Origin of the sequence: Vibrio sp. D431a (assembly GCF_030248655.1) — a bacterium.
GTDB classification, from domain to species: domain Bacteria; phylum Pseudomonadota; class Gammaproteobacteria; order Enterobacterales; family Vibrionaceae; genus Vibrio; species Vibrio alginolyticus.
Genome location: NZ_JAHGAP010000001.1, coordinates 124,149 through 150,936 on the forward strand (window position 1 = coordinate 124,149; position 26,788 = coordinate 150,936).

At 39.4% G+C, this 26,788-nt stretch carries 27 protein-coding genes; 14 read left to right on the plus strand and 13 right to left on the minus strand.

Annotated elements, in window-relative coordinates:
• Positions 1–566 precede the first annotated feature (566 nt).
• Together KJB35_RS00740 and KJB35_RS00745 are read left to right on the plus strand one after the other, a co-directional pair.
• Positions 567–2,486: a replication initiator protein RctB domain-containing protein gene (locus KJB35_RS00740; RefSeq protein ID WP_285468942.1), complete on the plus strand. Its 1,920-nt coding sequence runs from the start codon at positions 567–569 to the stop codon at positions 2,484–2,486.
• A gap of 183 nt (positions 2,487–2,669) precedes the next feature.
• Positions 2,670–3,455 carry a hypothetical protein gene (locus tag KJB35_RS00745; protein ID WP_285468943.1) on the plus strand — a complete coding sequence of 262 codons (786 nt, stop codon included), beginning with the start codon at positions 2,670–2,672 and terminating at the stop codon, positions 3,453–3,455.
• 483 nt (positions 3,456–3,938) lie between these two features.
• On the opposite strand, the gene KJB35_RS00750 is transcribed toward KJB35_RS00745, so the two are convergent.
• From KJB35_RS00750 to KJB35_RS00765, 4 genes are all read right to left on the minus strand, one after another.
• The gene (locus KJB35_RS00750) at positions 3,939–4,694 is read right to left on the minus strand and encodes a hypothetical protein (protein WP_285468944.1); all 756 of its coding nucleotides are present in this window, start codon (positions 4,692–4,694) and stop codon (positions 3,939–3,941) included.
• Complete coding sequence (locus KJB35_RS00755) at positions 4,663–5,376, minus strand: hypothetical protein (protein ID WP_285468945.1); 714 nt, start codon at positions 5,374–5,376, stop codon at positions 4,663–4,665. The genes KJB35_RS00750 and KJB35_RS00755 overlap by 32 nt, the downstream gene beginning before the upstream one ends.
• A 319-nt stretch (positions 5,377–5,695) precedes the next feature.
• Positions 5,696–6,241: a hypothetical protein gene (locus tag KJB35_RS00760; protein ID WP_285468946.1), complete on the minus strand. Its 546-nt coding sequence runs from the start codon at positions 6,239–6,241 to the stop codon at positions 5,696–5,698.
• Entirely contained in the window at positions 6,238–7,011 is a 774-nt protein-coding gene (locus tag KJB35_RS00765) for a hypothetical protein (RefSeq protein ID WP_285468947.1), read from the minus strand. Before KJB35_RS00765 ends, KJB35_RS00760 begins: the two co-directional genes overlap by 4 nt.
• A 173-nt stretch (positions 7,012–7,184) precedes the next feature.
• On the opposite strand from KJB35_RS00765, the gene KJB35_RS00770 reads away from it, so the two are divergent.
• Positions 7,185–7,475 (plus strand): integration host factor subunit beta, encoded by a 291-nt coding sequence (locus tag KJB35_RS00770; protein WP_285468948.1) that lies wholly within the window; start codon positions 7,185–7,187, stop codon positions 7,473–7,475.
• A 336-nt stretch (positions 7,476–7,811) separates the two neighbouring features.
• Here the strand turns inward: KJB35_RS00770 and KJB35_RS00775 are convergent, their stop codons facing one another.
• Positions 7,812–8,522: a hypothetical protein gene (locus tag KJB35_RS00775; protein WP_285468949.1), complete on the minus strand. Its 711-nt coding sequence runs from the start codon at positions 8,520–8,522 to the stop codon at positions 7,812–7,814.
• A gap of 90 nt (positions 8,523–8,612) precedes the next feature.
• Between KJB35_RS00775 and KJB35_RS00780 the strand changes: the two genes are divergently transcribed.
• The 3 genes from KJB35_RS00780 to KJB35_RS00790 all read left to right on the plus strand — a co-directional run bounded on the left by KJB35_RS00780 (position 8,613) and on the right by KJB35_RS00790 (position 10,063).
• Positions 8,613–9,131 carry a hypothetical protein gene (locus KJB35_RS00780; RefSeq protein WP_285468950.1) on the plus strand — a complete coding sequence of 173 codons (519 nt, stop codon included), beginning with the start codon at positions 8,613–8,615 and terminating at the stop codon, positions 9,129–9,131.
• Positions 9,132–9,513: 382 nt separating this feature from the next.
• A complete protein-coding gene (locus KJB35_RS00785; RefSeq protein ID WP_285468951.1) occupies positions 9,514–9,900 on the plus strand; it encodes a hypothetical protein in 387 nt (128 codons plus the stop codon).
• Positions 9,887–10,063 (plus strand): hypothetical protein, encoded by a 177-nt coding sequence (locus KJB35_RS00790; protein ID WP_285468952.1) that lies wholly within the window; start codon positions 9,887–9,889, stop codon positions 10,061–10,063. The genes KJB35_RS00785 and KJB35_RS00790 overlap by 14 nt, the downstream gene beginning before the upstream one ends.
• A gap of 32 nt (positions 10,064–10,095) precedes the next feature.
• Here KJB35_RS00790 and KJB35_RS00795 read toward each other — a convergent pair whose 3' ends face one another.
• The gene (locus KJB35_RS00795; RefSeq protein WP_285468953.1) at positions 10,096–10,521 is read right to left on the minus strand and encodes a hypothetical protein; all 426 of its coding nucleotides are present in this window, start codon (positions 10,519–10,521) and stop codon (positions 10,096–10,098) included.
• Between the two features lie 155 nt (positions 10,522–10,676).
• Positions 10,677–11,783 carry a hypothetical protein gene (locus tag KJB35_RS00800; protein WP_285468954.1) on the minus strand — a complete coding sequence of 369 codons (1,107 nt, stop codon included), beginning with the start codon at positions 11,781–11,783 and terminating at the stop codon, positions 10,677–10,679.
• A 339-nt stretch (positions 11,784–12,122) separates the two neighbouring features.
• On the opposite strand from KJB35_RS00800, the gene KJB35_RS00805 reads away from it, so the two are divergent.
• Positions 12,123–12,605 carry a hypothetical protein gene (locus tag KJB35_RS00805; RefSeq protein ID WP_285468955.1) on the plus strand — a complete coding sequence of 161 codons (483 nt, stop codon included), beginning with the start codon at positions 12,123–12,125 and terminating at the stop codon, positions 12,603–12,605.
• Between the two features lie 49 nt (positions 12,606–12,654).
• Here the strand turns inward: KJB35_RS00805 and KJB35_RS00810 are convergent, their stop codons facing one another.
• Positions 12,655–14,289, minus strand: a complete 1,635-nt coding sequence (locus tag KJB35_RS00810; RefSeq protein WP_285468956.1) for a DNA cytosine methyltransferase — start codon at positions 14,287–14,289, stop codon at positions 12,655–12,657.
• Positions 14,290–14,564: 275 nt separating this feature from the next.
• Between KJB35_RS00810 and KJB35_RS00815 the strand changes: the two genes are divergently transcribed.
• From KJB35_RS00815 to KJB35_RS00835, 5 genes are all read left to right on the plus strand, one after another.
• Positions 14,565–15,404 (plus strand): RecX family transcriptional regulator, encoded by an 840-nt coding sequence (locus KJB35_RS00815; RefSeq protein ID WP_285468957.1) that lies wholly within the window; start codon positions 14,565–14,567, stop codon positions 15,402–15,404.
• A gap of 104 nt (positions 15,405–15,508) precedes the next feature.
• Entirely contained in the window at positions 15,509–15,901 is a 393-nt protein-coding gene (locus KJB35_RS00820) for a hypothetical protein (RefSeq protein ID WP_285468958.1), read from the plus strand.
• A gap of 10 nt (positions 15,902–15,911) precedes the next feature.
• The gene (locus KJB35_RS00825; protein WP_285468959.1) at positions 15,912–16,112 is read left to right on the plus strand and encodes a hypothetical protein; all 201 of its coding nucleotides are present in this window, start codon (positions 15,912–15,914) and stop codon (positions 16,110–16,112) included.
• Positions 16,113–16,160: 48 nt separating this feature from the next.
• Positions 16,161–16,397: a hypothetical protein gene (locus KJB35_RS00830; protein WP_285468960.1), complete on the plus strand. Its 237-nt coding sequence runs from the start codon at positions 16,161–16,163 to the stop codon at positions 16,395–16,397.
• Positions 16,398–16,446: 49 nt separating this feature from the next.
• Positions 16,447–17,103 (plus strand): hypothetical protein, encoded by a 657-nt coding sequence (locus KJB35_RS00835; RefSeq protein ID WP_285468961.1) that lies wholly within the window; start codon positions 16,447–16,449, stop codon positions 17,101–17,103.
• 35 nt (positions 17,104–17,138) lie between these two features.
• On the opposite strand, the gene KJB35_RS00840 is transcribed toward KJB35_RS00835, so the two are convergent.
• Positions 17,139–17,795, minus strand: a complete 657-nt coding sequence (locus KJB35_RS00840; RefSeq protein ID WP_285468962.1) for a hypothetical protein — start codon at positions 17,793–17,795, stop codon at positions 17,139–17,141.
• 73 nt (positions 17,796–17,868) lie between these two features.
• Here KJB35_RS00840 and KJB35_RS00845 point away from each other — a divergent pair, with 73 nt between their 5' ends.
• Positions 17,869–18,888 (plus strand): hypothetical protein, encoded by a 1,020-nt coding sequence (locus tag KJB35_RS00845; protein WP_285468963.1) that lies wholly within the window; start codon positions 17,869–17,871, stop codon positions 18,886–18,888.
• A complete protein-coding gene (locus KJB35_RS00850; protein WP_285468964.1) occupies positions 18,881–19,972 on the plus strand; it encodes a hypothetical protein in 1,092 nt (363 codons plus the stop codon). The genes KJB35_RS00845 and KJB35_RS00850 overlap by 8 nt, the downstream gene beginning before the upstream one ends.
• A gap of 373 nt (positions 19,973–20,345) precedes the next feature.
• On the opposite strand, the gene KJB35_RS00855 is transcribed toward KJB35_RS00850, so the two are convergent.
• The 4 genes from KJB35_RS00855 to KJB35_RS00870 all read right to left on the minus strand — a co-directional run bounded on the left by KJB35_RS00855 (position 20,346) and on the right by KJB35_RS00870 (position 26,774).
• On the minus strand, positions 20,346–21,992 hold the full coding sequence (locus KJB35_RS00855) for a PcfJ domain-containing protein (protein ID WP_285468965.1): 1,647 nt from the start codon (positions 21,990–21,992) through the stop codon (positions 20,346–20,348).
• A gap of 781 nt (positions 21,993–22,773) precedes the next feature.
• Entirely contained in the window at positions 22,774–23,919 is a 1,146-nt protein-coding gene (locus KJB35_RS00860; protein WP_285468966.1) for an AAA family ATPase, read from the minus strand.
• A 2-nt stretch (positions 23,920–23,921) separates the two neighbouring features.
• Positions 23,922–25,067 (minus strand): hypothetical protein, encoded by a 1,146-nt coding sequence (locus KJB35_RS00865; RefSeq protein ID WP_285468967.1) that lies wholly within the window; start codon positions 25,065–25,067, stop codon positions 23,922–23,924.
• Positions 25,068–26,027: 960 nt separating this feature from the next.
• A complete protein-coding gene (locus KJB35_RS00870) occupies positions 26,028–26,774 on the minus strand; it encodes an endonuclease (protein ID WP_285468968.1) in 747 nt (248 codons plus the stop codon).
• Positions 26,775–26,788: the final 14 nt, after the last annotated feature.

A 26,788-nucleotide genomic window follows, 5' to 3' on the forward strand; every position in this document is an offset into this window, starting at 1 on the left:
TTAATTAGCCTAAAGGTCATTAATTACAACGATATAGAGTCTCATGCTTGTTTTGTATAGTTCATGTACGATCTTGGTTATGTTCACTCTTATGGGAATAATGATCAAGGCTTGCAACGATATAACGTTTTTTATTATCCAGAGAAATGCTCAACAAGAACTTAAAGCTGAAGGTTGGCAGTGATACATCTCACAGTAATAGGAATTAATTACTTTTACTTAACGTGCCTTAAACCCTTAAATCTACCGTAGTTCACTCCTGACTCCACTTCGATCACATATCGATGTTTATGTTCATGTACGATCTTTAGTTTAAACTGTCCTTTCTCTTAACCTATTCAATTTCAATTGATTTGCTCATTTTGTATCGATGATAAGGTTCATGTACGATCTTGCTTTTATACCCTAGGCGACTATTAGGGTATCGGTACTTCATATTAAATCACTACGTATCAATGATTTATGACAGGTATGATTTATCGACAGGTGCATATTGTATGATGTTTACGCTTGCAAAACTCAGTGCTAGTATGGATTTGTTGATAACTAAATAACCAGTCCTAGCAATGATAGAAATAAGCGAACTGCTACCAAACGAATATGAAAAGCTCAACCTAAAGTCTAAGCTCCGTCTATTTCGCTTTACTGGTGAAGAGCACAAAAACGTGCTCACGTATGAAAAGCTATCATTAAACTCATCTCAAACAACTATTATTCGCCAGTTACTTCTTGCTAGCTCCACAACAAAAGGTTTAACCCTCAAATCATTCGCTAACATCTTAAAGGAAAAGCGATTGAAGTTTGCACCTGAATCCATCAGAAGAATTATAGGCGAACTAAAACAGCGAAAGGTGATCGAGGAAGTAGAGGTTACCTTACATGGAAATTTACTTAAGCAACCTAGGTGTTTCCAATTCTGTGATATCGCTGAGACAATCAGAGAAGCTGACGAACGTGAGTTCGCCAAGTTAAAAGATAAGAGTGTTAATGAGAAGAGAAGCACCGATATAGTCGCTCAAAGAGAAGCTTTAGAGCGTAGGGGATTGTCTTTGGATGATTGTCGTTCAGATAAAGCGTATTTCCCTAGTGGTGCTATGTATTCTGATGGTCTTGTTTTGAAGGAGATACAAGAAATTAGTCCCGATAGAGCAAACGGGATTAAATTCAGAGGCAGAACCTTTGATAACAATTCGGGCAAGTTTCATCTTGAAGCCAAAGCGCCAGATCAAATAGCTACAAAGGGAGCTATAGCTACGCTTGTAGTTATTATCAATATAGCTGTAGCTTACAACTCTAAAATGTTAACACAGCGACGTTTTCAGGTGCCTTTTGAACACAAGGAGTTCCCAGTCCATATCGTTGATATCCTAGAGTTACGAGGGATTAAAGATAGTGGGCAGGCTAGGAAACGTATTCGTAATCAAATCTCGTGGCTGCGCGAAACCATTTATCGTGCATCAGATTTGAAAGGGATATTAGATCGTAACCTTACGAAAATCTTCAAGCAATCTGACTATCAATTTTTCATACAGGTCACATCGAACGCAGATGAAGCTCCTGTCATTGAAAATGACAAGGCCAAAGCATCACCAAATCTGTATTTTATTACCTTTAATCCAATATTGGAGAAGGAGTTGTGTGAGGAAGAAACGTTCTTCAGCTTACCTTGGCGCTTGATGCAAGCAAGTGAACTATTGCTTTTCGTTTACATTAACTTTCGTCGACGCAAGATTGAAGATGAGGTTATTACCTTAGAAGTTCTCAGAGAATTAATGTGTTACGAGGCAAATGCTGACAAGTTTCAAGAGAAGCTTGAGAAGGAGCTTAATGCTGGTGGGTTTAATTTGGATGGTGGAGACGCGGATTTTAATCTTTGTGGCTATTACATTAAAAAGTCTGTAAATCAGTCTGGTGAACAACAATATCGAATCACTTGTAATGAAGTTGAGATGATTGAAGAGTCCGGAGCGATCGGTAATCGCAGCACTCCAGAAATAGTAAACCCTCTAAAGCTAAGACCAGATCAAATAGCCTCTACAATTAAAACGGCTGAAGAGATGAAGGTTGCACTGAATCACCAATCAGCTTATCAGGAGTTTGTTCGCAAATATGTTGTCAAACACACCTTGCGCACTAAGCACTTCCGTAGACTTTCATTTGGCAATGAAGAACTGGCAGTCACCTATTACGACAGTGACCAGATTATAAACTCTTTGGCTAAGTCGATTTCGGGCAAGATTGGCGGCAACGCTGACATTTTTCTTGAGTTCACAAACGCGATGAGATCAGAGCTTCACCCAGTAAAATTTGGTGAACAAGAAGTCTCATATGAACTGTTTTGGGACTTAATTGAATTCCTTAAAGATAGAGGGGTGACAGCAATCAGTCCTGTAGGTGTTCTTGAGGTGACCCGCACATATAGAAAGCTAAAGGTGATGCATTGGGTAAATAGGGAATTTGACCAACTAGTTGCGGATTTTCTCTAACCATACAAGCCTTATTACGTCTGAAACAAGTCCTTTCCGGAGGTTTGGAAAGCAAGTAAGTTCTTAAGGCTTGTTACTTATTGCGTGCGTATCACTGACATTTATCCGCCTGAGAATAAGTCTTTAAGTAAACTCAACACTGTGGCATTATGACTAAACAATAAATCATTAAGTCGTAGCACCATGGATAACGATACAAACTTAAACGACGTTCTAGATCTTACACCAAGCCAAGATATTGTAGAGCCTAATGACTACTTTGAAGCTTTAAAAGCAAAAGTAGAGTCTAACGAAGACAGCAGATTGAAAGAACAATACAAGATGTTGATTTCTGAAATAGAAGGGGCGGCGAAGATTGGGCAAGACTCACTGATAGAACACTTGCTGTTTAACATTAAGGTAATCACGAAAGAGATCGCGTTAATCGACTCGCCCTTCAACAAGTTTGTTCGGAAGGAAGCCTTAAAGGAGATGGTTGATAAAGTTCAACCTAAAGACTCAATCAAAATCATTGAACTTGAGCGCTTCCCTCGTTTAATTCCCAATGAGGTGAAGGAGAAAATTGCTGCTGCAAAGGATTTAGGAATCTTTGATAAGTATTGTGTCGTATTTACCGATTTAACTCAAAACGACTACAAAACACCTAAGGAACGAGAGTTTGTTGACCGAAATCGTGACCCTATTGTGTTTGGTTATTTTAGTTGTGATTCATTAAAGCAGAATCACGAAAAGTTCTTCCTAATTGGTGATTGGGTTGATGAATGGTGCGATCTAACTTTCACAAAGGCAGTCGAAAAGATGTCGAGTATGGGCATCCAAGATAATCATGGAGAGTTAAAGGATTTGGACACAATTATGCGTGAATACAGCATAGGTGCAGCTAAAGATATTGAGAAGGAAAATAACGCAGTTAATGATAAAACTGGCGGATTCTTTCATCGGGTCGCTAAAAAGTTTGCCTTCAAGTAATGTTCAATGACAGCACAGATCTGACTCTTACTTCTTTTTTTTCTGGTGAAGACAATCTAAGCCTTCTTCCTGACAACGTAAGAAAAAAGCGTATCGAAGACTCCGATGGATACTTTCGTATCTTCGGGGAGCTTAGAAATAAGATGCCTGTCGACCCGATACATATAATCAAAATGCTTGAAGAAGCAGTCGGTGATAGTGTCCACAGGTATCATCCTTTGCTTGATTGTGGGCAGGTCGAGGATGAAGAATTTGGGTGGTGTGTTTGGTACAGTGAATTTTTCGAATCAACACACCACAAGATCGACAATCTTTTTGCTAATGCCGATATGTGTATGCGATGCGGAGTGACCCTGAATCCCTTAACTCGGTTTGACCATCAGGATTCGCTATGTGACGCCTGTAACGATGAAATCACAAGAAGACCTGTAAATATTTTTTTGTGATTCTTTCCAGAGGTCTGGAATGAAAAGGAAGTAATGGTTACTTCCTTTTGTTTATCCAACACTCTAGATGAAAGGTGTTCTCTTTATGCGTTCTCTCAGATTCACTCCGACCTTCATCGAGCTTGATCATGCAGTAATCCATCCAGCCTAACATTTCGGCAGCGAAGTGTGAGTTAGGTTCTTTTAGTCTCCATTCTTTTGTACAACCAAAATATAGGCACATCTCTAATGCACTTTTTACTGACCATGATTTCGGACATGTGTTCATGTGCCCTGAGCATTCATGAAACCAGCCTTCTTTGATGGAGGTACGGAAAGCACTAGGTGCGTTCATTTCCCATTCCGCAGGAGATTGATATCGCAAAGCTGATTCAATACAGAAATCCTTGTCTCTGCATTGCGTCTCAGTTCCAACTAACTTTGCTTTAGATGGCTCAGACATATTCTTGCTGCACTGATCAATAATGCCTAATTTTTTTGCAACATAGAATGAGCGGTGATGAAAGAGACGCCACTCACTTTTAGTCCTAAAGTGTTTGGATATATGCAAACAATCAGCTTTAGTGTACTTACTGCCATGCTTGTCTTTAAATGGCATTTTCATTATCAGACCTTGCAAGACGCCTTGCCTTGCCGCTAAAACAAATGATTGTGGTTCTTTCATTAACCATTCATAGGGAGATTCAAACATCCCTGCATGTCTTTTGGAGCGCTCAAGGGAAGGAGAGGCTAACATGTATCGCTTGTGTGCGAATAGTGGTTTAGGTGGCATCTGCGCTAGTGGCAATGTCATAGTCTCCTTTCATTGAGATTGACCTGTTTTTTATCCATGCCTCTAAATTAAAAGTCATCCCTTTCTTTGGTTTTGAAGGCATTGTCGGAGGGCAGCGATCTAGCCACTTGTGGTACATTGCGGCTTTATAGGAGATAGGGCATCCTTTTGACCATTCCTCTTCGTTTATAAAAGGTCGGGAAGCAGCGATACACGTGTACATAGTCCATTTTAATGGAGATACATCCATGTGCTTAATGCATTCAGATAACCAACCGTGACGGATTGCGATAAGAAAAGCTTCTCTGCCTTTTTTATCCCAATCTTCTGGTGACTTAGCTCGTCGAGCTGATTCCAGACACGTCTCTAATGACCATCCATCAACGGCTTGAGGGGTCATGTGCTTTGTGCAGTCGTCAACAATTCCTAAAGCGTGAGCATCGCGGTATGAGGGGGTATGCTCTGTTTTCCACTCAGTCCGAGATGAGTAGAGCTTTGCGATAGACATGCACTGCGCGGTGGTGTGTTTATGGATCTTGTTTGTTTTGCCTGCCATATGCTTACAACACAACTCCCTAACACCAAGACGGCTTGCTGTTTGGTAACTTGTGCTGTCGAATCTTATCCAATCAATTCTAGAATTGAACAGCAGAGCTATACGTTTGCAATCATCCTGCGTAAGAGCGAATCCATTAGATCTCATGTGAGATATACATTCGCTCATCACACCATGGTGTTTAGCGTCTTCGAATGAAGCTGAGTGATGGAATCTCCACTCAACTTTTGTATGATATCCTTTCGCACGTTTAATACACTCTTCCTTGGAGTGGGTGTAAGCCTTGAATGCATTAGGCTTTACTTCGTGATGTGGAATCATTCCAAACACAGCCTTTTTGTTATCACTAAATTTCAATATTTAGCAATAATACCACAAAAGAACTGCGAGTGAATTGTACTTAAGAGCTTTTTCCCACCAACTCTGCTGCGAGCTGGTGGATTTAGAGCAGACCAGATTTGTTTATTTAGATTCCTAAAATCTTTTCACAATCTCTCTTGTACCAAGAGAAGTAGCGATTTACCGTATAAAGCTCATCTCGTAATTGCCACTTAGCAGCAATAGTTTTGTCACTTGCTTCAACATCATCAATAAGAGTGTCAATTTGCACTCCTTTAAATAGACAAGCCAACGTCTCTCTGACAAATGATTCATTATGCTTAAGGAGCGAGTAAAACCTATTTTGAACATCATGACGGACTTCGGTTTTGTGGAGTTTGGAGTCAAGTTTTAGATGCTCTGGGTATTGATTCCAATGACGAAGAGAGATGTTCGAATCGCAAGCTGGAGTTACGATTTGTCCTGAATCATACTGCGCCTTCAGTTTTTTCCAACGACCCAATTGATGTGATTTTGGGATTACAACACTGTCGGGGACGGAGCTCAGCACTCCGCTGCATTCACTACAGACACTAGTAACGTTGTATTTTTTGCTATCGGTCGTAAATTGAGAGGGATATTTCTTTCGACAAGGAAAGCAAACTCGATTTCTTCCGCCACCACGTTTACTCATAACTCAGCACCTGCACCTGTATTGATGATCAACTCACCATTAATGACACTTACATTGAATAGGTTGATTTTTGAAGCAATCGGGTTTTCATTGCCAATATCATATAAATCAAAAGGGTAGTTGTAATCTGGAAATGTGAGGCCAGCTTTTAGCAGTAATTTGTGGTTTGATAAAATCTTGTCTTCCATTACCTCTTTAATAGAACCCCAATAAGCAGTTGCTTTGTTTGCATCTCGTACGTAAGCGTCGATCAAACTTTCCACTCGAACGTTGTCATTCGCAGCAACAGCTCGTTGCAAGCCCGTGTATAATTGCTCAACACTAGATGCTGACACATTGGCTTCGTCCGAACTTAGAAGGGTGTAAAAAGAGTTTCCCTTCTCATCTGTAAAAAAGAGAGTAAAGGAATCTGCGTAAGACCCTACCTTAATCGTATCTAACCCGCGACAAATGCACTCAGCCTCTTTTAATAAATTCGCGACCATCACAACTGTTGGTTTGATTTTGCGCTTATAAACTGCGCCCTCTTTTGCGAGGAAGACTGTGAGACCATAAGTACCATAACCCGTGACTAAGTTTCCATTAGATGAAGTGGACTTAAGTGGCTTAGCAAAAATTGATTCGCCATCTAAGCTAACCCCAAACTTGACCGCTTGTTTATGAGTTTCTTTACACTTTTCACCAATAACAATGCGGTTGCCTACTGTTTTGTAGACAAACTTAGCTGTTCTATTGAACTGATGTCCGCCAACTTTAATTTTATTGACCATTTTCTGTACCCTGTGTTTAGGTAATCACCATAATTACCGTTTCACTATAATCTCATAACCATGCAATCAAGAAAAGTGTTTTTAAAAACAATTGAAGAATAAAATATTTCTGGTGGCTAGACGAAATACCCATATAATTAGAGATATAGAAAGCCACAAGTTGGAGAAGCAGAGTGACAAGAGCTGAATTGGTAGAAAGAATTAGCGAGGCGATGCCCAGAATTGGAATCGACAACTCAGAGAAAGCCGTCAGGGAAATATTGGAGTCTATATCTAGCAGTTTGGAGAGTGGCGAGCGTGTTGAGATTCGTGGGTTTGGTAGCTTTAACTTGCGAGATAGAGAAGCACGTAAAGGTCGAAACCCAAAAAGCGGCGACTCCGTAATGGTCGGTGAAAAAACTGTTGTGCATTTTAAAACAGGCAAAGAGTTACGCGCTCGCGTAGACAACATTTCAAAAACCTAGCCTTTAAGTCAGAGCTAATTTATTGGGCTTGATACATTTTAAGCCCAATAAATAGTCAATTCCTTCGTTACATGACATCATTTAATGAAATTGGAGCTCTAGTGACTTGAGCAAGGCTTTAGTTTCACCATCGACCTTTAACATAAAAAGGCTGTTGATGCTTATTGCGGTAACGCGGTTGTTTCTTCTTAGCCTTAGATTTCTTGGTTATCTTAGTGGGTGCGTCTGCTTTTTCGCGAATTGAAGCCATTGCGCTGATTCTTTCTGCATGAGAGTAAATGCTGGGCTCCATAGTGCAATACGCTACAGACTCAGCATTTATGTTAGCCATGCCCACTAAAAGAGCCTAGGTGTAAGATTACGTTCTACAGTCGAGGCTGAACCAATCACAAAATCATCACTCATCCCTTCTTTAGCAAGGATTTTATCGACTGCTACTGTTGTTGTGTCAATTTCCAGAGGCGCAGCTTTATCATCATCAAGCTTATTGGCGTTCTCGAAGAGAACAACCAGATAGCTTTGACCATCCGACAGAAACTGATGCTCAACACTTATATGTGCAGAAGATTCATTCCAAGGCTTTATTATGTACGCAGAAGGGGTACATCGGGACATAGCCACTATCACACCATGTTGAGTTTTATCGCCAACCACAAACTCATTCAGGGGTTTATAAACGTCATCCCACTTTTCGATGATCTCATCGTTAAGTTCCTTTACTTCCCTTTTGAAGCAATTAATACGATGCTCCCAGTCAGAAATCTCTTCCCACAAACACTTGTCCCACTTTTCTTCATTAGCTGCGGATTCACAAAAATCAGAAACTACAATTTTAGCGAGTGCTTCTGAGTCGTTAGGGTATTTGACATAGAATTCAGCGAAAGAGTTAATAAAAAATTCCGTGCAGAAATAATCATCAATACACCATGATGATTCATTTAGCTCTTTAAAGAACTTTCGTACAGTAAAATCAATAATTTCACGTGTAACAACTGGTCGTGAAGGTACGGGATTTCCGTTTTTACTATTAAATAGAGGTTTAGCCATTGATTTAAATCTCATTAAACACTGAATTTGTGGCATTATTACACATGTAACGAGCGTTAACAATGACACTGACCTTAGAGCCATCTACAAGTGTTTTTAAAAACACTTGCCAAAGTACACTGGCGTGGTACTATTACAGTTCTTAAAGGAGAAGTTATGAACAGTGCATTACTTGAACAAATTAAAACCTTTTTGCAGTCTATTGGGGCACCTGAAAGCGAGTTGCAATCTTTAGACCCAAATACACTTGAAGAATTTTTAGCCAGTAAATTCTCAACCTCGAAGCTAATGAATAAAGAGAATGAACAACAAACACTTTTGGCGAAAGTAGTTTCTCACAAGCTTGGCGAAATGTTCAAAGGTGACTTTATTCCGAATCTTGATGAGGTGAAGTTAACCAATAAGCCTTGTGGACAGTACGATGTTTTTTTGTGGTGTGATGAATCATTTATTGTTGGAAGTGAGTCTGGGCATGTTGAGGTCTACCATTTCAATGGCGAGTTAGCCAACAACAATTTCAAGTACGGATTTGAAGGGCAAGGGCATTTTCCTATCGGCAAAGTAACAGAAGCTTTCTTCAAGCGAATTCGAGAGGAATACCTTGCTTAAAGAATTTTTCGATACAAAAGCTTGTGTTTTGATGGCCGTAGGTTTTGGTGTAGGTTATTTTTTTCCAACAAAGTTAGTGGTAGCAGCCTGTTTGTTATGTCTTGTTGGAGCTGTCCTTAATCGAAAAAGGCGCAAGCTTACATCCGCTTAGTTCACACAATAATCGTAACTTCGATTGGGTTTCCAGAGTTCTGGAAGCCTTTTTTTTGTCTTAATAAAATATCACAAACAATGAAACACCGTGATCTGCAATTAACATGGACTTAGGTGACAAATTTCTAAATTACAAATCATCTTGAATGTCGTCGTATTCTTGCTTGACGATTTAGATAGAATGCCCGACCCATGGTAGTTTCCACCTAATAATGGAGGAATCATATTTATGGCTTGTAAGGTAAATGTAAATCTAATACAGAAAGATATTGATGATAATCTAGAGCTATTAAACATACCAACAACAAAAGACGTTGCTGGTACAGCTGCAATGGCGTGGGCGATGATTGATAGGATTGATAAGGCAATGGAGTTAGCCAAAAACCCTCAATCTATGAAGTTATCTAAGATCAATAGGGGTGGGACAATTGCAGCGGGTCTGTTTGCTGCCTACTGGGCTGGGGCAGTGATAGGGAGTACAGCTAGAGCCGTCTATAGAAATACAGAGTGCACTCCCAGTCAGGTTATGACATTCGCGAAGGATTCGGGCGTTTCTGTGGGGTGGCTACAAACGACATACGCTAGGTATCCGGAGTTATTAAATGGTGACAAATAAACTCACACTTGTATTAGTGGCTATCTTGGTTGTAGCTGTAATTATGTGGCTGCTGGAGGTGATAGGTGGGACGGTTGTTGTATTAGCAATTATCGCCCTGTCCATATTTGAGTCTGCCAAACGGATCTACAACAACACAAAGAAAACGGACAACCAAAAGTAATGAAGTAGGCTCGGTTTAAACCGAGCCTTTTTTTAGTATTTAAAACCGTGTTCTGACAGGTTGATATATACCGTTTCTTTCAGTTTCTCACCTGACATGGATGGCAGGTTTTGGGTGATCTGGTATTCAGTCGAGTACGTGTAAAGATTCCAAAAGTCTTTGTTCACTTCTTTTCTGACCGTAATACGACCTTCTTGAACATGTTTTAGGGCGCGTTGGAAGCCCACTTGTGCACCAATGTTATATGCTGATGCTATAAACGAATTGAGTGCGTTTGCGTCTTCAGGAGAGAGTTGTAACTTTTCTTTAATTTGCTCAATTGCTCCTTCTATACGCTGTGTGGGATTACCACCCGTTTGTTCTAATTCGAACTCTTCCTCAAGTCGTTTTGCCCATTTAACAATTGATTCCGATCTTGCCTCAATTTTGAGCCGCGTTGAATGGTATCCATTAGCCATGAAAATTCCTTAACCATCTGTAGTTTATATTCTTTCTTCGAATGCTATCGGCAGAAAGACAGAATAGTTTAATGAAATTAGTTTCACTTTGATATAAACCACGTTTTTAGAGAAAGGAATGGTAAACCACAGAGTGGTTACCACTCCAATTATGACTAGCCTTTTGTTCGCTCGACTATCAAATTGCTAAAATAGTCATCTGTAATCTTCAGATCATTCATTAACAACGCACTCATAAATTCGGAGAGTGCCTCATAATAATTTTGAGCGATAGTAGAAAGGACTCGCTCATTCTCTAGCTTGAAGGTAAATAAAGCCATCTTAGAGTCTGTCTTAGAGTAATCAGATAACCTTTTCTCTAGAGTGTTAAATCTAAGGAGGGCATCTAAAACATTGGATGGGAGTAGAGAAATTCCATATTCTGTTCCACTTTGAACGTCAATAACAATGCTATCGCCAATTTCCAGCGACAAAAGTGAAGCCAGTTCGAGATCCATCAAAGCTTCTTTAGCGTTATATCTTAGAGTTGTTTTATAGTCACTCCCATCCCAAATCTTAAAGAGTTTTGGTGAAAAATTATCACTAAACTTACCACTTGTTGTTTGGCTTTGTAGTTTTGAAAACTCGCGGTCTAAACCAATGATTGTCTCTGAAATTAGCATTGCAAATGGAATTTCTGAGAACTTAACGACTTCTGTGTCGAGTAATCTTAAGTCCGCAGTTGCGATATCTACAGCACAACGTGGAATGAAAGACATTTCCTTCGAAAAATATTCATCATAGGTCATATTCACATTAAGGCTGTCATTAAGAAATTCAATTGCAACACAGTGCTCTAGTTTTTCGAAAGGAGTCACCTTCCAACCAATGAGCGAATCAGACAGTTTGATTGATTTTTTTGTATTTTCAACAATCGGATTAATGTCTTTGAGAGCGATAGATGAGATATCTACTTCGCCATACTTGTCACGCCACTTAATGAATGTATTTGGTGATAAATGCAAACCATCATTGGTTAGGACAAAGCAATAATGGATGTTAGCAATTTCAAATGGTAGTGTTAGCACGTCCGCATCTAAAGTCGGGGCAGCACACTTACTGAGAGGTTTTATTTTATTATAAGAAATACCGTAACGCTCAATTGAAAGTTTGTTAAGAGCGTCAGATTTACTTTTTGCATTGCCAGATTGATAAAGGCGTTTAGCTTCAAATAAAATGGATGATAACGGCTTGCCGTCTGGTAAGAATTCAAATGTTTTCATGTCAATGCGTCCTTGATTGCGCCAATAATGAAACAGCCTCTAGTTCACAATGCGCAGGGCATTGTTGTTAAGTTATTTTTTTAGCACCCTATCCAACGACTTTACCAAGGAGGCTTGGAGGCGAGGGTTGTTCACCTTGTATTTTGAGCTCTCATAATACCATAGTTAAGCTGAGTGTAAAGCTCTAGGTAAGCCTAATCTTTCCTAACATTCTCTATTTTATTAATGGTGGTTGTTGACGGTGATTTCATACCGACTGATGAAATATGCAGACACTTCTGCCGTTATAAATGTGAGAAGATTACTTTAAATTATTAGTAATCATTTTTGCAGGAAACTATGGAACAAAAAGAGATCGATAGAGCATCTTTAGCACTAGAAAAAATAGTCATTCATTTGAATTTTAAAAGAATGCTACCTTTACTTTTGTTAACGACGTTCACTCCACTAGTGGTCTTACATGGCTTGTCTTTGGGGATTTTGCCTGTTGAGGGAGAAATGCCTCTCCTCTCTACACTTGGAGCGAATTCCAAACAGATTCTGACTTTAGCAAGCTTTTTGGTTTGCTTTTACGGTGCCAGTCTTCTGTTCAAATCAGTTGTAATTGAGCGTAGTTATTTTCTAGATGTTGATTTAGCGATCCCTTCACTACTCTCTGTTTTAGAGCGAAATAGTGGTGATTTTTGTCAATCTACAACAAAGTTGGCATTTCAAGGTATCGAGGATATTTTAAATGGTGGTAATCACCAATTTTCCGTGAATGAGCTACAGTGTCTTAGGTTTGCTCTTGAAGAGTTACTTTCAGCGCAGCCAGAAAATTAATATTAGTAAGGCTTGGTTTTTACCAAGCCTTTTTTTACCAAGCCTTTTTTTACGCAGCCAGTTCTACCCAGTACTCGTTGTTAATCACGCCTGCTTCTTGAATCTTCTTCATGAATCTTTTAGCTTCTGGTAGTTTTTCTTCTGGGCACTGCTTTTTGTGTCTAAAGATCATCCCATCACTCATCTCGACAATAATGTAATATGTCTTTAAGCCTTGTTTCGAACGCAACGCAGAGGCGTTAGATTCTTTTAGGCTTAATGATACAATTGTAGCCTCAAACTGCTCCTCGTGAGGTAGGTTAGTGAAAAACTCATTAACGCTCATTGCAGCCCTAACGCCTAACCACTCAAAGCAGTTCTTCTCTACTGAGTTGCCAAGTGCTTTATGAGCGTTGGTTTTTGCAAGATTCTCTGTCAGCTCAATAGGTAGAGACTTAGCCCTTGCATGTTCTACTTTTGTTAATAGTCGTAGCCATTGACCACACGATGATTCAACCACGGTCTCATCCAGTCTCACTCCCTTGCCATAAGAGGCAGTGATAGTGGTGATTCTCGTATCGTTAGGTTTTGCAATCTTTGCTCGATGCCCTTTACCAGCTGCTTTCTTCTCCTCTTCACGCTCAAGGAGTCTCGCTTTTGGATACCAACCAGAGCCCTTAAAATCTTTCTCTTCGAAAGACGATGGAATTGGGGGAAGATTTTCTTGTGGCTCCATAATGTCTGCAACTGTTGTAACACAAGGAACTGGTACTGGAAGTTCGAGATCGATATCGATCCCAACCGTTGTAAAGACTAGAGAGCCACGAACTCGGCCTTCAATAGCCCCAAAGTCATTTCCTTTTAGGGTCACCTCTTTGTGGGTGTACCCAAGTCTCGTCATTAACTCTTTTAAGATATGGCAACTTGCAGTATCAAACCACTCAAGAACGTTCTCTAGAATGAAAACCAAGGGGTTAGTTTTCTGGATGATAGTTGGAAGAGTCATAACTAGCCAGCCAGCTTCCTCATGAAACTCTGGAAGACTTACGGTTTTACCCGTTCTAGCTTGCTTTGATGCACCCTTGCATGAAAGTCCTGTGATAAGGATGTCCAGTTGAGGCATCAAATCTAGAGGAGCTTGTTCTAGTGAACAGCTCATGATTGTCGTAGTGTCATCGTAAACTGGGTTGCTAAAAGCAGAAGCTTCCATAGTTTCATGGTGGTGATCAACCGCAAAAGCACATCTAATCCCCTGACCAACCTTGTTGAATCCTGAGACAATGCTGTACGCAAGACCTCCAATTCCCGAGCATAAATCTCCAAGTAGTAGTTTTTCCTTTTTCTCCATACGCTCCTTGAAAGCAGCAATTCGTGCCTGAATACGCTCATCAGTACGACGGAGACAAATGACTACTTCATGGAGAGAAACTTCAATGAAAACTCGAAGAACATTGTCAGAAAATGATTCAGCAACCTTCTTGTTGTGTAAATCAAAGCTGAGTTTTCCGCGACTCATAGTTACTGAAAGTGTACCTTCTGGGTCTTTAACCATGCGAATACGGTTCTTCTGGTGAATAACTCGGAATTTATCACCGAATTTAACGCCACAGCGCGAGCCTAATAAATCACTTCTGAACCAAACTCGTTTTCCACGAGCTGTATTTTTAGCCGAAACATCATGATCTACTACTGTAGTTGTTTTCATTTTCTTGTCCTAAAACCTGTAATGTACAGACATAATACCACAACAAAGAGCGCAATCAAATGTTTTTAAAAACAAAATTAATGAGTGATAAACTCTTTAGTATCATAGCTTTAATCTAAAAACTACGAGATAGCGATGCAATGTTCGAACTAACATGCAACCATAACAAGAAAGGTGAGACTTGAATGGGTAATCTATTTTCTGATGAAATTGTCTCAGCGACATATGTGCTCGAAGTTGTTATCATGAACTCTAGAAATATAGAGGCAGCCTGAATGTATAGTAATAAAAAGAAAGAACCCAAGCCAAAGTATAAACAGGTTAAAAACTACGAAGAATTAATGGTGGTAGTGGGGTTTCATTTAGGGAGATCGGAGTTAACGATCGATGAACTTAGAACCAAAATTGAACGAAATACACTAGATACAGACCTTATTAATCGTGCTATTGAAAGAATGCTAGAGGTGGGTGCTCTAAAAACTAATGAAAAGTACATAGAGAACTTTACTGAGTACAGAGCTAGAAACTATTACTCGAAAAAGGGCATCATTGGTCTTTTGAGAGCAAAAAAATTACCTTCAGCTCTGATTGAGGAGATAGTACCAGACCTCTTTGATAGTTACATTCAAAATGAAGTTGATAGCTTAAGGGAGTATCTTGACAGAACATATCAAGACTTCACAACAACAAACAAAGACAAGCTATACAAAGAAATTCAAACAAAAAGGGGCTTTAGTGCGAGCCAGATTAATGTAGCTATAGCCGACCATGAAGCATTACACACCCTTAGAACAGCTCTTGAGGTGAAAGCAGCTAAGGCTGACTTAAGAACTGAGATAATCAAAAGGTACAAAAAGGGTAAAGGGCGTAATTTAATTAAGCTAGAGTTAAAGCAGCAGTGCATTGATGTAAGTAACTACGATGAGATACTTTCAGCAATGGAACTTAGTTCTGAGTTGGATTTTTATGCAATGGCTGCAACTGTTCTTTCCAAAAAGAAGTATGACTATTCTGACTATTCTGATTTAAACAAAGCTCGGGGACACTTAACTAGAAAAGGCTTCACTTCCGATGAAATTAAAGAGGCTATTGAAAACCTGAAAGCTAGCCATTGACTTTGTTTTGAAAAAAATCCATGAGGTAAGTCACATTTACGTTGAGTTATAATGCTACAAATGCCATAATTAAGATGTTCTTAATAAAAAAATGGAGGTAGACCATGGGTTATTCAAGACGACTAACTGACCATGTCGAAACAAGATCAGAAATAACCAAAAAGGTTATCAAGACTTGGATTGTAGAGCTTCTATCTCTTTTATTCGTCTATTCGGGGTTACTTTTAATTCATTCCTTGAAGGTTTTAGAAGGGAAAGACTTCATAGTTGCTTGCTTAGTAGCATCAGCACTATTTGCTGTTTCAAGAACCTTCACCAAGTTCGAGCGATTACAACTAAAGTTTATATCAGATCTAGAGCAGCAGAACGTTCATGAGAATGTGTGCGGTTTTAAAGCTGCTAATAAATTCTTTCATAAAGTAGAGAAGCGCAATAGAAACTTGACTCGCCGAGAGGCACAAGTACTTTATGAACTTAGTGATAAACTAGTTAAATAAGTGAATAAGCATGAAATATGATGACTTAGTATTTGGTTTACGTGAACATGCTTTCGTGTTAACAAAAAGCCAAGGTACTTACGAAGTTAAGCCGTTGATGAAAAACGAGCCTGTGTACGAATTCCAAACACTCGGTGAAGTGCAGGCTTTCCACTCAGGTATTGAAGCTCAAAAGCAATGGGGGAACAAAACCCCTGAACTATCAAAGTAATGTTATTAAAGGCTCCCAATCATGCGGAGCTTTTTTTATAGGATGCTTATGAAAAAACAGAGCCTAGAGATTTCAATGTGTTTTCTTCTTATTGCGTGGGCAGTTGTCTGCATCGTGCTCGACTACTTAGAGGAAGACTTGTCATTTAGTGGCATTTTTAATTCAATTCTAAATATCTACATTGGCATTGGCGCTTTAATCTTATTCAAAGAGCACGGCAGAGGTAAGGCAACCAAATACGCTGATATTTGGACTTGGCCTTTAAAGCTCAAGTCAAAAGACTAAAACAATCTCACTTTATTGATTCGACTAAAAATCATAAACTTAGAATAAATTGAAGATTTCAATCCTACAACGCGGTGGAAACAAAGAAAATCACGCAAATTTAAATGATGCCGCTCGTTTCTTCGCTGAGCAGTTGATGACTAGAAGAATGATGAACACACTCAACATTCGGATTGAGCTCAGGGCTTCTAAATTGGAAAAAGATGTTCTTGGTTCTTGTTCATCAAAAGCAAATGGCTCCATAAGTACTAAAAACTTCACAATCACTATACAGCGTGACAATAGTTATGCAGAGCAACTTTCTACACTTGCGCACGAAATGGTTCATGTCTCACAAGTTGCTTACGGCACACTTCAGAACCGTGTGTGGAAGTCTGATGGTAAAATGCATAGCAGGTGGAATGGCGTCGAACTAGGCGTAAAGAGTGACATAAAATATCGCGATAGACCATGGGAAAAAGAGGCTTTCGGTCTCCAATCAGACTTGGCAAGTGCATATCTGAATATCTCCAAGGGAAAGATTGAGCTAGGAAAGGGTTATTTAGCTAGATTTCATAGAGAGCTTGAAGGTTACAAACTCGCAAGAGAAGAGTTTAAGAACCCTACTAATCAATTTAAAGATTTCAATTGGAAAGCCCTCTCAAGGAAGGGTGCAAATGAACAAAATAACCCCCCTAAAAAGAAATCTCCATCAATGAGACCTTAAGCTTAAAACCGTCAATATTTGACGGTTTTTTTGGTTTAGGCTTTAAGGTCAATAAACAAAATAAAGTCATCTACATCTGTGTAATCTATGCACAGTTCCATCTGGATACTTCTAACTCCAAAGCTAAGTGTTCCGTTTATTTTTTGGCTTTTGAGTAACAGCTTACTACTAAAATCAATCTCTTCGCTTAAACTTATTAAATCCTTATCACACCAGTCGTTCATTGAGAACTCTTCACGAGATGAAGATTTTGAACCTGAAAACAACTTTCCAGAGGTCTGGAAAGTCCCGAGCCCATTCTTTATGACTTCGAACAGAAGCGACTCATACAAGTCGACTCGACGATCACTGAAGTTATCTTGCACAAAACTGCGAGGAATGGATCTTGTTTTTGCATCGTCAAGCTGAGAGAACAAGAAAAATTCAATTTCACAATTCTCTAGCGTGTGCTGGAGCCTAAGGAAGGATAAAACTTCGTCGAACCCCCAGTCCCTAAAATCCGTACTGTTAAGGTTCTCGGGAGGGGTGAAGACTACATATTCGAGCTTTTCACAGCAATTTATGACGAAGAAATAAACTTTATCGCCAATCGTAGACTTAAAAACGATCGGGCCATCATACCAATCGATTATAGTAATATCCTTGGAATTAACTGCCTTGTTGATTTGGTTCAGAATGCAATTTTCAGGCAATGCACACCTCTCTGAAATGATTGGAAAGAAACGTACATTGTGGCACAATCACTAAAAAGAGCAAGGAACTACTATGCCAATAGAGAATAATCACTATGAAATCAGTAAGATGAGTAAGGTAGAGCTTGAGCTTTACCAAAAGTTCTTTCTTAAAACATGGGTCGAAAGATTTCAGAAATACGCATTTAAACCTGCTTTACTTGGAGCTGTCTTTCCTGAAAACCTAGTAACCTGTTACGACAGGGATCTTTACGAGCAGGGCTACAGTGCCTATAACACACGTAGAATCTACGAAAACTTCAGTCTTTTTAACAAAGAGTACAGAGTGTATTTGGATGTTTGCATTGAACTTGGGAGCCCTCTTTACCCAAGTCGCGAATATTTTGTAGAACACCTAAACACATACGGGTGTAAAGGAATTTTAAATCTACGACATGCACTTGGTGATGAAATGAAAATAGTTAAAGATGGAAAAATGCATTCTTTAACTAAATTAAGCTCCATTGTTGGAGGTTCAGTTAATGAGACTGATTTGGAATCGCTCATAACAAAGCACTACGTTGACGGGAAGGCAACTTACTACAAAGGTATTTCTCATGATATAGAAGGCTTGGATGGGGCAAGTCCGCTACTTGTGATGGATGCAAATGCTATTAGCGAAGAAAGGTTTAGACACGTTTTCTGCCCTAAGAGAGCCAAGGAAAACATTGTATCAGGGGAAGTGAATCATTTTGAACATATCTCCTTACTGGATGATTTGATTACATTCTCAAGCGATTGGGGTGAGCGTGCTACGAATGTAAGTAAAATGGTTCGCTATGGCGCACGGAATAAAGAAGTTTCCACACTCGAAAGGCGACTTTCAAAAGCAGGTGTTTTTCTAATTGAAGAACCATCAAACGGCGGGGAACCCCATGTATTGAAGTTGCTCTCCCTTGATGATGATACCTGTCCAATCTTGTCACAGCTGTCTGACAATATGGAAAGACTGACCTCAGACGGTGAGGAGTATTCTGTTACTGAGGTCTTTGTTCAATCTTGTAATTTTCAAAGAATACACGTTAAAAAAGTGGATGAACTTGTTCATGAATGAAGTAATTAATAAGAGGCTCGTGGATGGTTGCTTAGCTGAATTGGGCTCGAACTTCTCTGGAGGATATTGCAGACCATGGTGGGCAATTACGAGTTCAAAGCACTTGCCCAACCCTGTTGAGTACCCATACTTTAAAGACGTTTTTGCTGCTTTTTGTAGAGCTAACTCGGGTAAACCTATAATTGAATCACGTCAGGCACTAGCAAGATCAATTGTAGTCAATGAACAAGGTGTTTTGTGGTTTAAGCCTAGGAATCATCGCCTCAGAAGTACACTTGTGGCATCGCACCATGAAGACGACCCATATTACGACGCTAACGCTTTTAGCGGCTCTACTGTTGTTAGGGGTGAGGGTGTTTGGGTCTTTGGGTGTGATACGAAAGTGTCTTTCTCTAAAGATAAATGTGACTCTGAAATCAGCAATGAACCCTTTTTGACCATCGACCTAAGTCTTGTAAGTATTGAGGAATTCGAATGTCTGTTTGAATCATCTCAATTTAGCTCGTCAAACTTTTGTGTCGCATCTTTCAATAAGATCGTATTAGATTTGCTAGAACGTTGCTCGGGAAAAAGGTTGAGTTTTTCCAATGAGCATCAGGAAGTCGCAACATCAGGTAAAGTAGCTCTGGGGGGCAATAAATTCATATTTGCTGATGCCAAAACCAATAAAGTTGTTTGCGATGGTAAATTTATCAGTGAGACGTATGGTGTAGGGTCTGTTTTCGGCGATAGATACTTTGCCCTGAATAACTGTGTTGTAAAAGACATCGGTATTCAGCGAAAAGAAGGTAAAGGTTTTGGTTTCGTCTGTACTGTGGAATCTAATGAAGTTGGGCTAGTGCCAACTCTTCAGTATGTGAAGGAATTAATTATGAAAAGAGCTCCGTACAAAGAAGTTGTTACAGAGCTCTCTAGAATTTTGGCTAGTGGATTTGAAAAATCGAGCCTAAGCTTAGCAATCTATGAGATGTCACAATTAGTGATAGATGATCAAGAACACAGCGAGACTATCGAAGATTACGCAGCTGCGATTGAAGGCCATTGTTCTAGTGATTTCATTCTTCACCCATCAAATTACGAGTGAGTATCTTAAACCATCAAGCGGGCTCATCATGAGCTCGTATTTTTTGACTAATAACAAAAACAGTTAATTCTTAGAATTTCTTTGATGAGGGGAGTTTCTGTTTGAAGTGTTTTAGAAGGGTGCCTCCCAGTGGTTAGTTGGGAGGACTTAACACAGGTTAGGCTGGACAGTTCTATAGGAAGCCCTATTAGAAAAACTAGCCCTGTTTCCTTCCGTCTGGACGAAGATCATTGGTTAGGTGATCTATGAACTAGTTGTTCGAAGAAAACGTAGTTAGAATACCGTCTACGGTTAATTAGCGCAAGTAAGATGCGAAAAAAAACCGAATAAATAAAGACTGAGGCACCAGAGGAACATTAAACGATCAAGTTATCTAATTTTCCTTTGTTGTTGGATTACTTGGTGCCTTAGTTTCTTCAATTAGTGCGTTAAAATGACTTATAAACTCATTTTTATATGAAATCATTTTTCTTGAAGGTCTTAAGTTGAATTTAGTTCTGAACTGACGTTCTTTTGGGAAGGGGTATTTCTTTCCATTTAGCTCAAGAGTAGCTCTCTCACCGTCATCAGCCGTGAATGAGAAAATACGGGATATTCCTGATTGTACTAAGTTTGAGTACGTACGGACGCAGTGGTGCATTGCTTTGCTTTCTTGCTTTAGCTCTGACTGTCGGCACAGCTGTGTGACCCTGAAATTCTTAAAATCAAATGACCTATCAAAATCTGGTTTACATAAGATGTCACCTTGAACCCTTTCTCTAGCAGCTACTGAACGGATGTGTTTACATGCCTCTTTATATGAAGAGTTGTCAATTATATTCCAGTTAATTGAACAGCAGTTTTCAGCTCTGTACATGAGATCTAGGTTGTCTATTTCTAGTTGCTTAATGAAATCCAATCTAGACTTTTGAACTTCATGCGGAATGTCACGAAACGCTCTTTCAAAATTAGGATGAAGTGTTGTTATCTTGCTGATTTGAGAAAGTAGCTTAGGGCTATAATTACTTGCATACGATTCAGCGGAATCATTAAACCCTTGACGTAAGGACATCGATTTGAACTTGTTCTCTTCAGCTCGATCGAGATGCTTAGATATAGATTCCCATTTATTTACAACAGACGCGCCTCTAGAAAGCCTGTAGTGCTCTTTAAGGATTATCGGCAATGTACTTAGGCAAACTGTCGCGTAATTAACTACAGGGGTATTCAGGCGCTTCTCTAACTCCTCTCTGTGTTTGCCTGACAAAATGTACTCTGAGCCACTGTGTCGAGGTGTCAAAGAGTTTAAAATGACATTTTTAGGAGTTTCTAAACCCTTTTTAGCAAACATCTCTGACCCGAACTTTGTTGGTTCAAATTTCAACTTGTGTTTTCTTAGATCAAATGAGCTCTTCATCGAGTGAAGCGACTTATACTTGTTAGCATACCTTTCACCAAACTTACCAATCTTAAAATTCTTGAGTTCATGTGGAACGCCAATATCCTCATACTCAGAGTAGTATTGATTGTGGAAAGGGCTAAATTCTTCTTTAAATGCGTCCTCGATCGCTTTGTAAGTAGAGATAATCTCTATGGCTAAATCGTCGTTACCATAGTACTTAAACTGATCTTTCTTCGAAAAGTAACGGATCATTGTTTGGTATGGTTTAGAAGGGCACACAATCTCCATCTGAAGAGAAGATAAGAATCTCAAAAATCCAAAAGTATAGAAAATCCTTTTAGTCTTAAGGTCTATCGCTACTTGGCATGAATTCAGATCAAACCCAGACAAAATAGTATGAGGGTTTGGAGTTAACTCATCCAAGCTCCTACAAGATGAAACGTAAATGTAATTTAAGAGACCGCGCCTGCCAACCTGATCGATTTCATATGAAAAAAACTCTGATTCCAGTGAGAATTTTGTTATTCGATTTAGGTTTGAACTATGAATCGACAGATACTTATTAGGAAAATCGTAATCTAATAAATCTTGATATGTAAAAGTTAAAGAGCGTGAAGGATCGTTAACTTTGGTGGACAAAAGAGTGCGTCTCCTTTTGTTGTTAGGGGAGTTTTCGATGTCCTTTGCAGTTTGAGTCAACTTATGTAGATTCTCGCTGTCTCTTCGAAAATGGCTTCTTTCTCTTTTCGTCTCAAAAAGATACTCGTTCATTCGCTTTACATCAAGGTATCCAATTCTGATAGGTCTGCACTTGTTACGAATGAAGATTGACTTAACGTGGTCTGGCGACATCTGAAAAATATCCAAATCGTTGATTTGAACGTCGTTGGCTTTCCCTTTTAAGTACAGGAGTACTGAAGCTACAGACTGACCTGCTAAGACTCCTGATTGTGGTATCTCCAGTGATAAGTTCTCTTTAAGAAATCTAAGTACCTTCTCACCATCATTTTTATATATTTTCAAAACAGCTTTTTGACAAACTGTAGAAAATATCTACTTATGAGACAAATCTTGTTGTGTCGGTTAAAATAAAACCTGATATCGAGAATTTACACACGTCAGTGTGAATTTTTGAAATCAGGTTGAACCAAGCGATATCAATCGCGAAGGTTGGTCATAAAGATCTTTATACCTTTAATAACCTTATTAAAAGGTTATTAAAGGTAATTAGGAGGTCAATTTTTGAATGCTAATTTTGATCAAAAGAGGGATTTGAATGCAAATCTTGATCCAAACGCTGCAAATCTTGATCACTTCAATGCAAAAGCGGATCAGAAAAATACAAATCCTGATCCGCTGTACATTTTTTGAAATGCTAATCACGATCTTTAGTGCTATTTTGCTTGCTAATTCTGATCGCTTACTCTTCTTTAGCGTTCACGCGCTTAGCTCTATGTCTTAAATTCCGGACATTTGGAGACACAGTTGATGCAGTTGTCGCTTTACTTTCAATTTTAGTAACTACCTGTTCCGGAACGTCTACAGTAGGGCGAGGAGAGTGAGCTCTTTTAGACTTGTCTGGAGCTACGCTTGCGCCCACACTTAAGTCAGTGTTTGCTGGAGTCTCTATCTCTTCTTTTGTAATTGGATGCTCTTCGACCACTACTGGTTCTTTAAATGAATCCTGTTGGGTTTGAGACTTGCTGCTCTCAAAGGCTTGATCGCCTAGTAAAATATTTTGCAAGGCACTTGAATTAGGTTTGCTAATTGGAATGCTATGTTCACCCATTTCAAGCCAAGTTAAATCCAATGGAGTTCTATCTCGGTCAGCCATATTGTTAGCTTTTAAGAAGGAAATGCTTATCTGCTCCTTCTTTAAGTCTTTGATTAAGCCATAATTCACCCTACATCGGGCATTAGTTTTTGTTAGTCCACTACCAGAGCTCGCTGTTAGTTGACTGACAGGCAAGTTAGTCTCTGATTTTTTAAAGTGATGGAGATAAACAATTGCGCATTTTGATTGCTTTGCAATAGACGATAAGTACACCTTGATAGCATCATCATCATTAACTTCATTAGCAAGTCCGATAACCTCACGTAGAGTGTCGATGAACAAAATATCGACATCCTCCATGAGAGCGCTTAACTTATTGATTAAATTTATATTTGGTACGCCAGCAGAGAGGAATAAGTACTCTTGTACATCGTCTTCATTTGTGCAATCTATAATCGAGACGTTTTCTTTAATTTTTTCACCTACAGCTGGATTAAAATACCCAAGGTGTGTTTGGATCTTTTTGGCTACCCAGTTAGCGCCCTCTTCACCAGCCCAAATTGCAACCTTTCGTTCTTTACGATCTTTTGCATCAGTTGGAAGTAACGAAACGAGATCGATGTTGGTAGCTAAGCTATAAGCTAATGAAAACATAAGCCTACTTTTACCTACATCCTGATTAGCGAGGATATTGCCTAGCCCATGCTCAGGAAGGGCTTTGAGGATGAAGTTCTCTGACTTTTCAGCTAACGAAGCCATTTCATCCGCAGACGCAACACTAATTTTCTTCATAATTAGCTACTTACCTTTCCGTTATAAATGATTTGATAATCAATGCCTTTGTATCTCGGGGGAAGATCTTTCCGCTCGCGTTTAACTAATCTCAGGTTAAAGTGCGCTTCTAATAGATCCGACTCTAGCAAAACATTTCGGAACATCTCATGTTGAATGTGACTCTTATTTTGAGATGTAGAGTTTGTAGGGTGACTCTCAAAGTATCTCTCAATCGCCCATGTTAGATACTTAAGGTTGAAGAATAGTCGGGTGTTTGAGTCAAGCCACTTTAGAAAGTCCATGATCTTACTCTTGTTTAGAGTAGGGTACACTTTGTGTAGTCTTTCTCTGGATAAAAAACCGCTATCTTCGTTCTCACGACGATATGAGCTTGAGATGCCTATTAAAATGTCGGTGTAGGTGTTTACCCCTCGACTTGATCGAGTTGGTAGTTTCTTCTGGTTACACAAGTAAATAATGCCATCGTCAACCACAATTCTGAACTGACGGACGTTGCTTAATTCAGTTCCACCTTTAAAGAAGCGCTGTAAGAAGACCATTTTAGAAATGCGTTCCAAACGAGTTCTGATAGTCTTTTTGTTCGGAGTTGAGTTCTTTAAGCCTAGGTGGCTCAATAGCTTACTAACTTCTATATGATGCCATGAGGCATCATGGCTCAGTGGACGATTAGGCTCCAAAACATCAGCGTCAAAATCTACATCCAACTCAAGAGAGTTGGTAACATCCAGCAGTGTTACGCCAGTGCCAACTTCTAAAAGCCCAGCCATTCCAGTAATAGCGTCTAAAACTGCTCTGTCGTCAGAAACAGCTACTGACCCATATAGTTCTAGCTGTGTCTCATCGTAAGGAGGGTTATCTTTCTTTTCAGACTCTACAGGCCAATAGATCTTCACTCGTTTACTAAGCAGAGGTAGCTCACCTTTGAATAGGCTTACTAGCTCATCATCAGAGTAGGATCTAACAGCATCAATAAACTGCTTTGGAATGCGCTTTGTCGGCAAGAAGAATGGCGACACAGTTCTAGGGCTTACTTTCTCATCTGGCAACTCTTGAAGTAACAGTTGTTCATCATAGTAGTAGATTTCACCAGCTGCGATTCCGCTATCTTCTTCAAAATTCTCTTCTAAAACTTCTTTATTACTCATAGGAAAACTGAAATTAGCATTACATGAGCCGAATAATAGCCTCACCATATGTCCATATCAATGTTTATTGCTAATTTCGATCACGTTTTGATGCAAATTCTAGTATTTGTTCAATAAGGCACCAAGATAAAGACTGGGAATATGCTAATTCCGATCTATTTTGATGCAAATCTCGATCGCTCATGAGATGTTGGGATTTGTGACCTCCTTCAAATTGATGCTAATTTCGATCGGAATCTTCGTTTTGTTGCTAATTCTGATCTGATTTAATGCTAATTCCGATCTGATTTGATGCAAATCTCGATCACAAGCTTAATTGGATACAAATTTCAGTCATGGCTTTTTTCATTCAAAAAGTGACACCACTCAATTAATGCTAATTCTGATCTTCAGCATTGCTAATTCCGATCTGTCTTATGCTAATTTCGATCTACATGAGTCTTAAACTGAAATTAGCAACGTTAAGCATGTAGGTCTCAATTTTGGATACAAGCCTCAACCTGTTGGTGTATACAAATCCTGATCTCAGCGAAATTATTAATGCTAATTCTGATCGCTTTGACGTGAGTTTAATGCTAATTCCGATCTGTTTGAGGAAGGGGAGGATGCAAATTTCAGTAAGTGGATGATTTTGTAGATGCAAATTTCGGTTACTGCTAAAGCCCCATAAATAAAGGCTTGTGGTAAATCCTAGATGTATGTATGCGCTGAATGCCAGATTTAATATAAATAGAGGTCTGCAATCCAGCTACATTTGTTTGGTATCGGTGTTTTATCAATGATCGATCTTGAAGCTAATTGGTAGGTTTAGTTTTGCATGTTGGATTTGGCTTTGTTTACTTCATTTATTGTGATTCACCCCCTTTTAGAGAGCCTTGTTTAGTAAAAGTATGTTAAGCCCCATGATCGATCTTTAGGGGCTTTTTGCTTCAGTCTTGATTATCAGCCGCGTCACTTATCTCAGCTGGTGCAACGGGACGCTAGGATGATATTTTTACTACCTTGGATTTTGTCGATAATCTTGTATCGAGAGCATTCTTCGGCAGTTACTGGGTATTGCTTATCCCAAGCTTTCATTAGCTTGCTTTGGGATGAACTCATTTTAAAACGTGGGTAGGCGTATTCCATGTACATGTGTGCGCGAGCAATTACACCTCGCGCAAGTTCGGGTGGTTGAGCTTTAGAACCTTCGATTCGCATATCACAAGAGCCAAAAGAGCTTTTTGAGGATGGTAGCATCACGAAGTTGTAGTTAGATCTTAATGCATTAACTGCTCCATTGGCAGCGTACAGGTTGTGCATGTCAGCTTCAGCTCTTTTGTATTCATCAGATACTTTGGCTGCGCATCTACGTCCTTTGTATTGCTTACCAGAACTAGTTACACATTTTGGGTGACCATTATTCCATTCGTTGGGAACTATTGCCCTCCCGAAGTTCTCTGCCGCCGTGATGTGTTCAAATTCGATTCTTTTTTGGCGCTTTGGGTACTTTGAACTTTCAAACCCCTTGGGTGCGATGAAAGTTTTGTTGTCAGTGAAAGAACCATGGCAGTAAACAGTGGTCTTTCCGGTAATGCTATACACCTCACTTAGGAGTAGCTTTTTTGCTTTATTAAAAGAGGTGATATTTTCATTTTGATTAGCAAGACTGCCAAATGAAGCGATCGCAGTTGAAACTGCGATGGTGATGAGGCTGATTTTTTTCACTTTTACACCGAGTG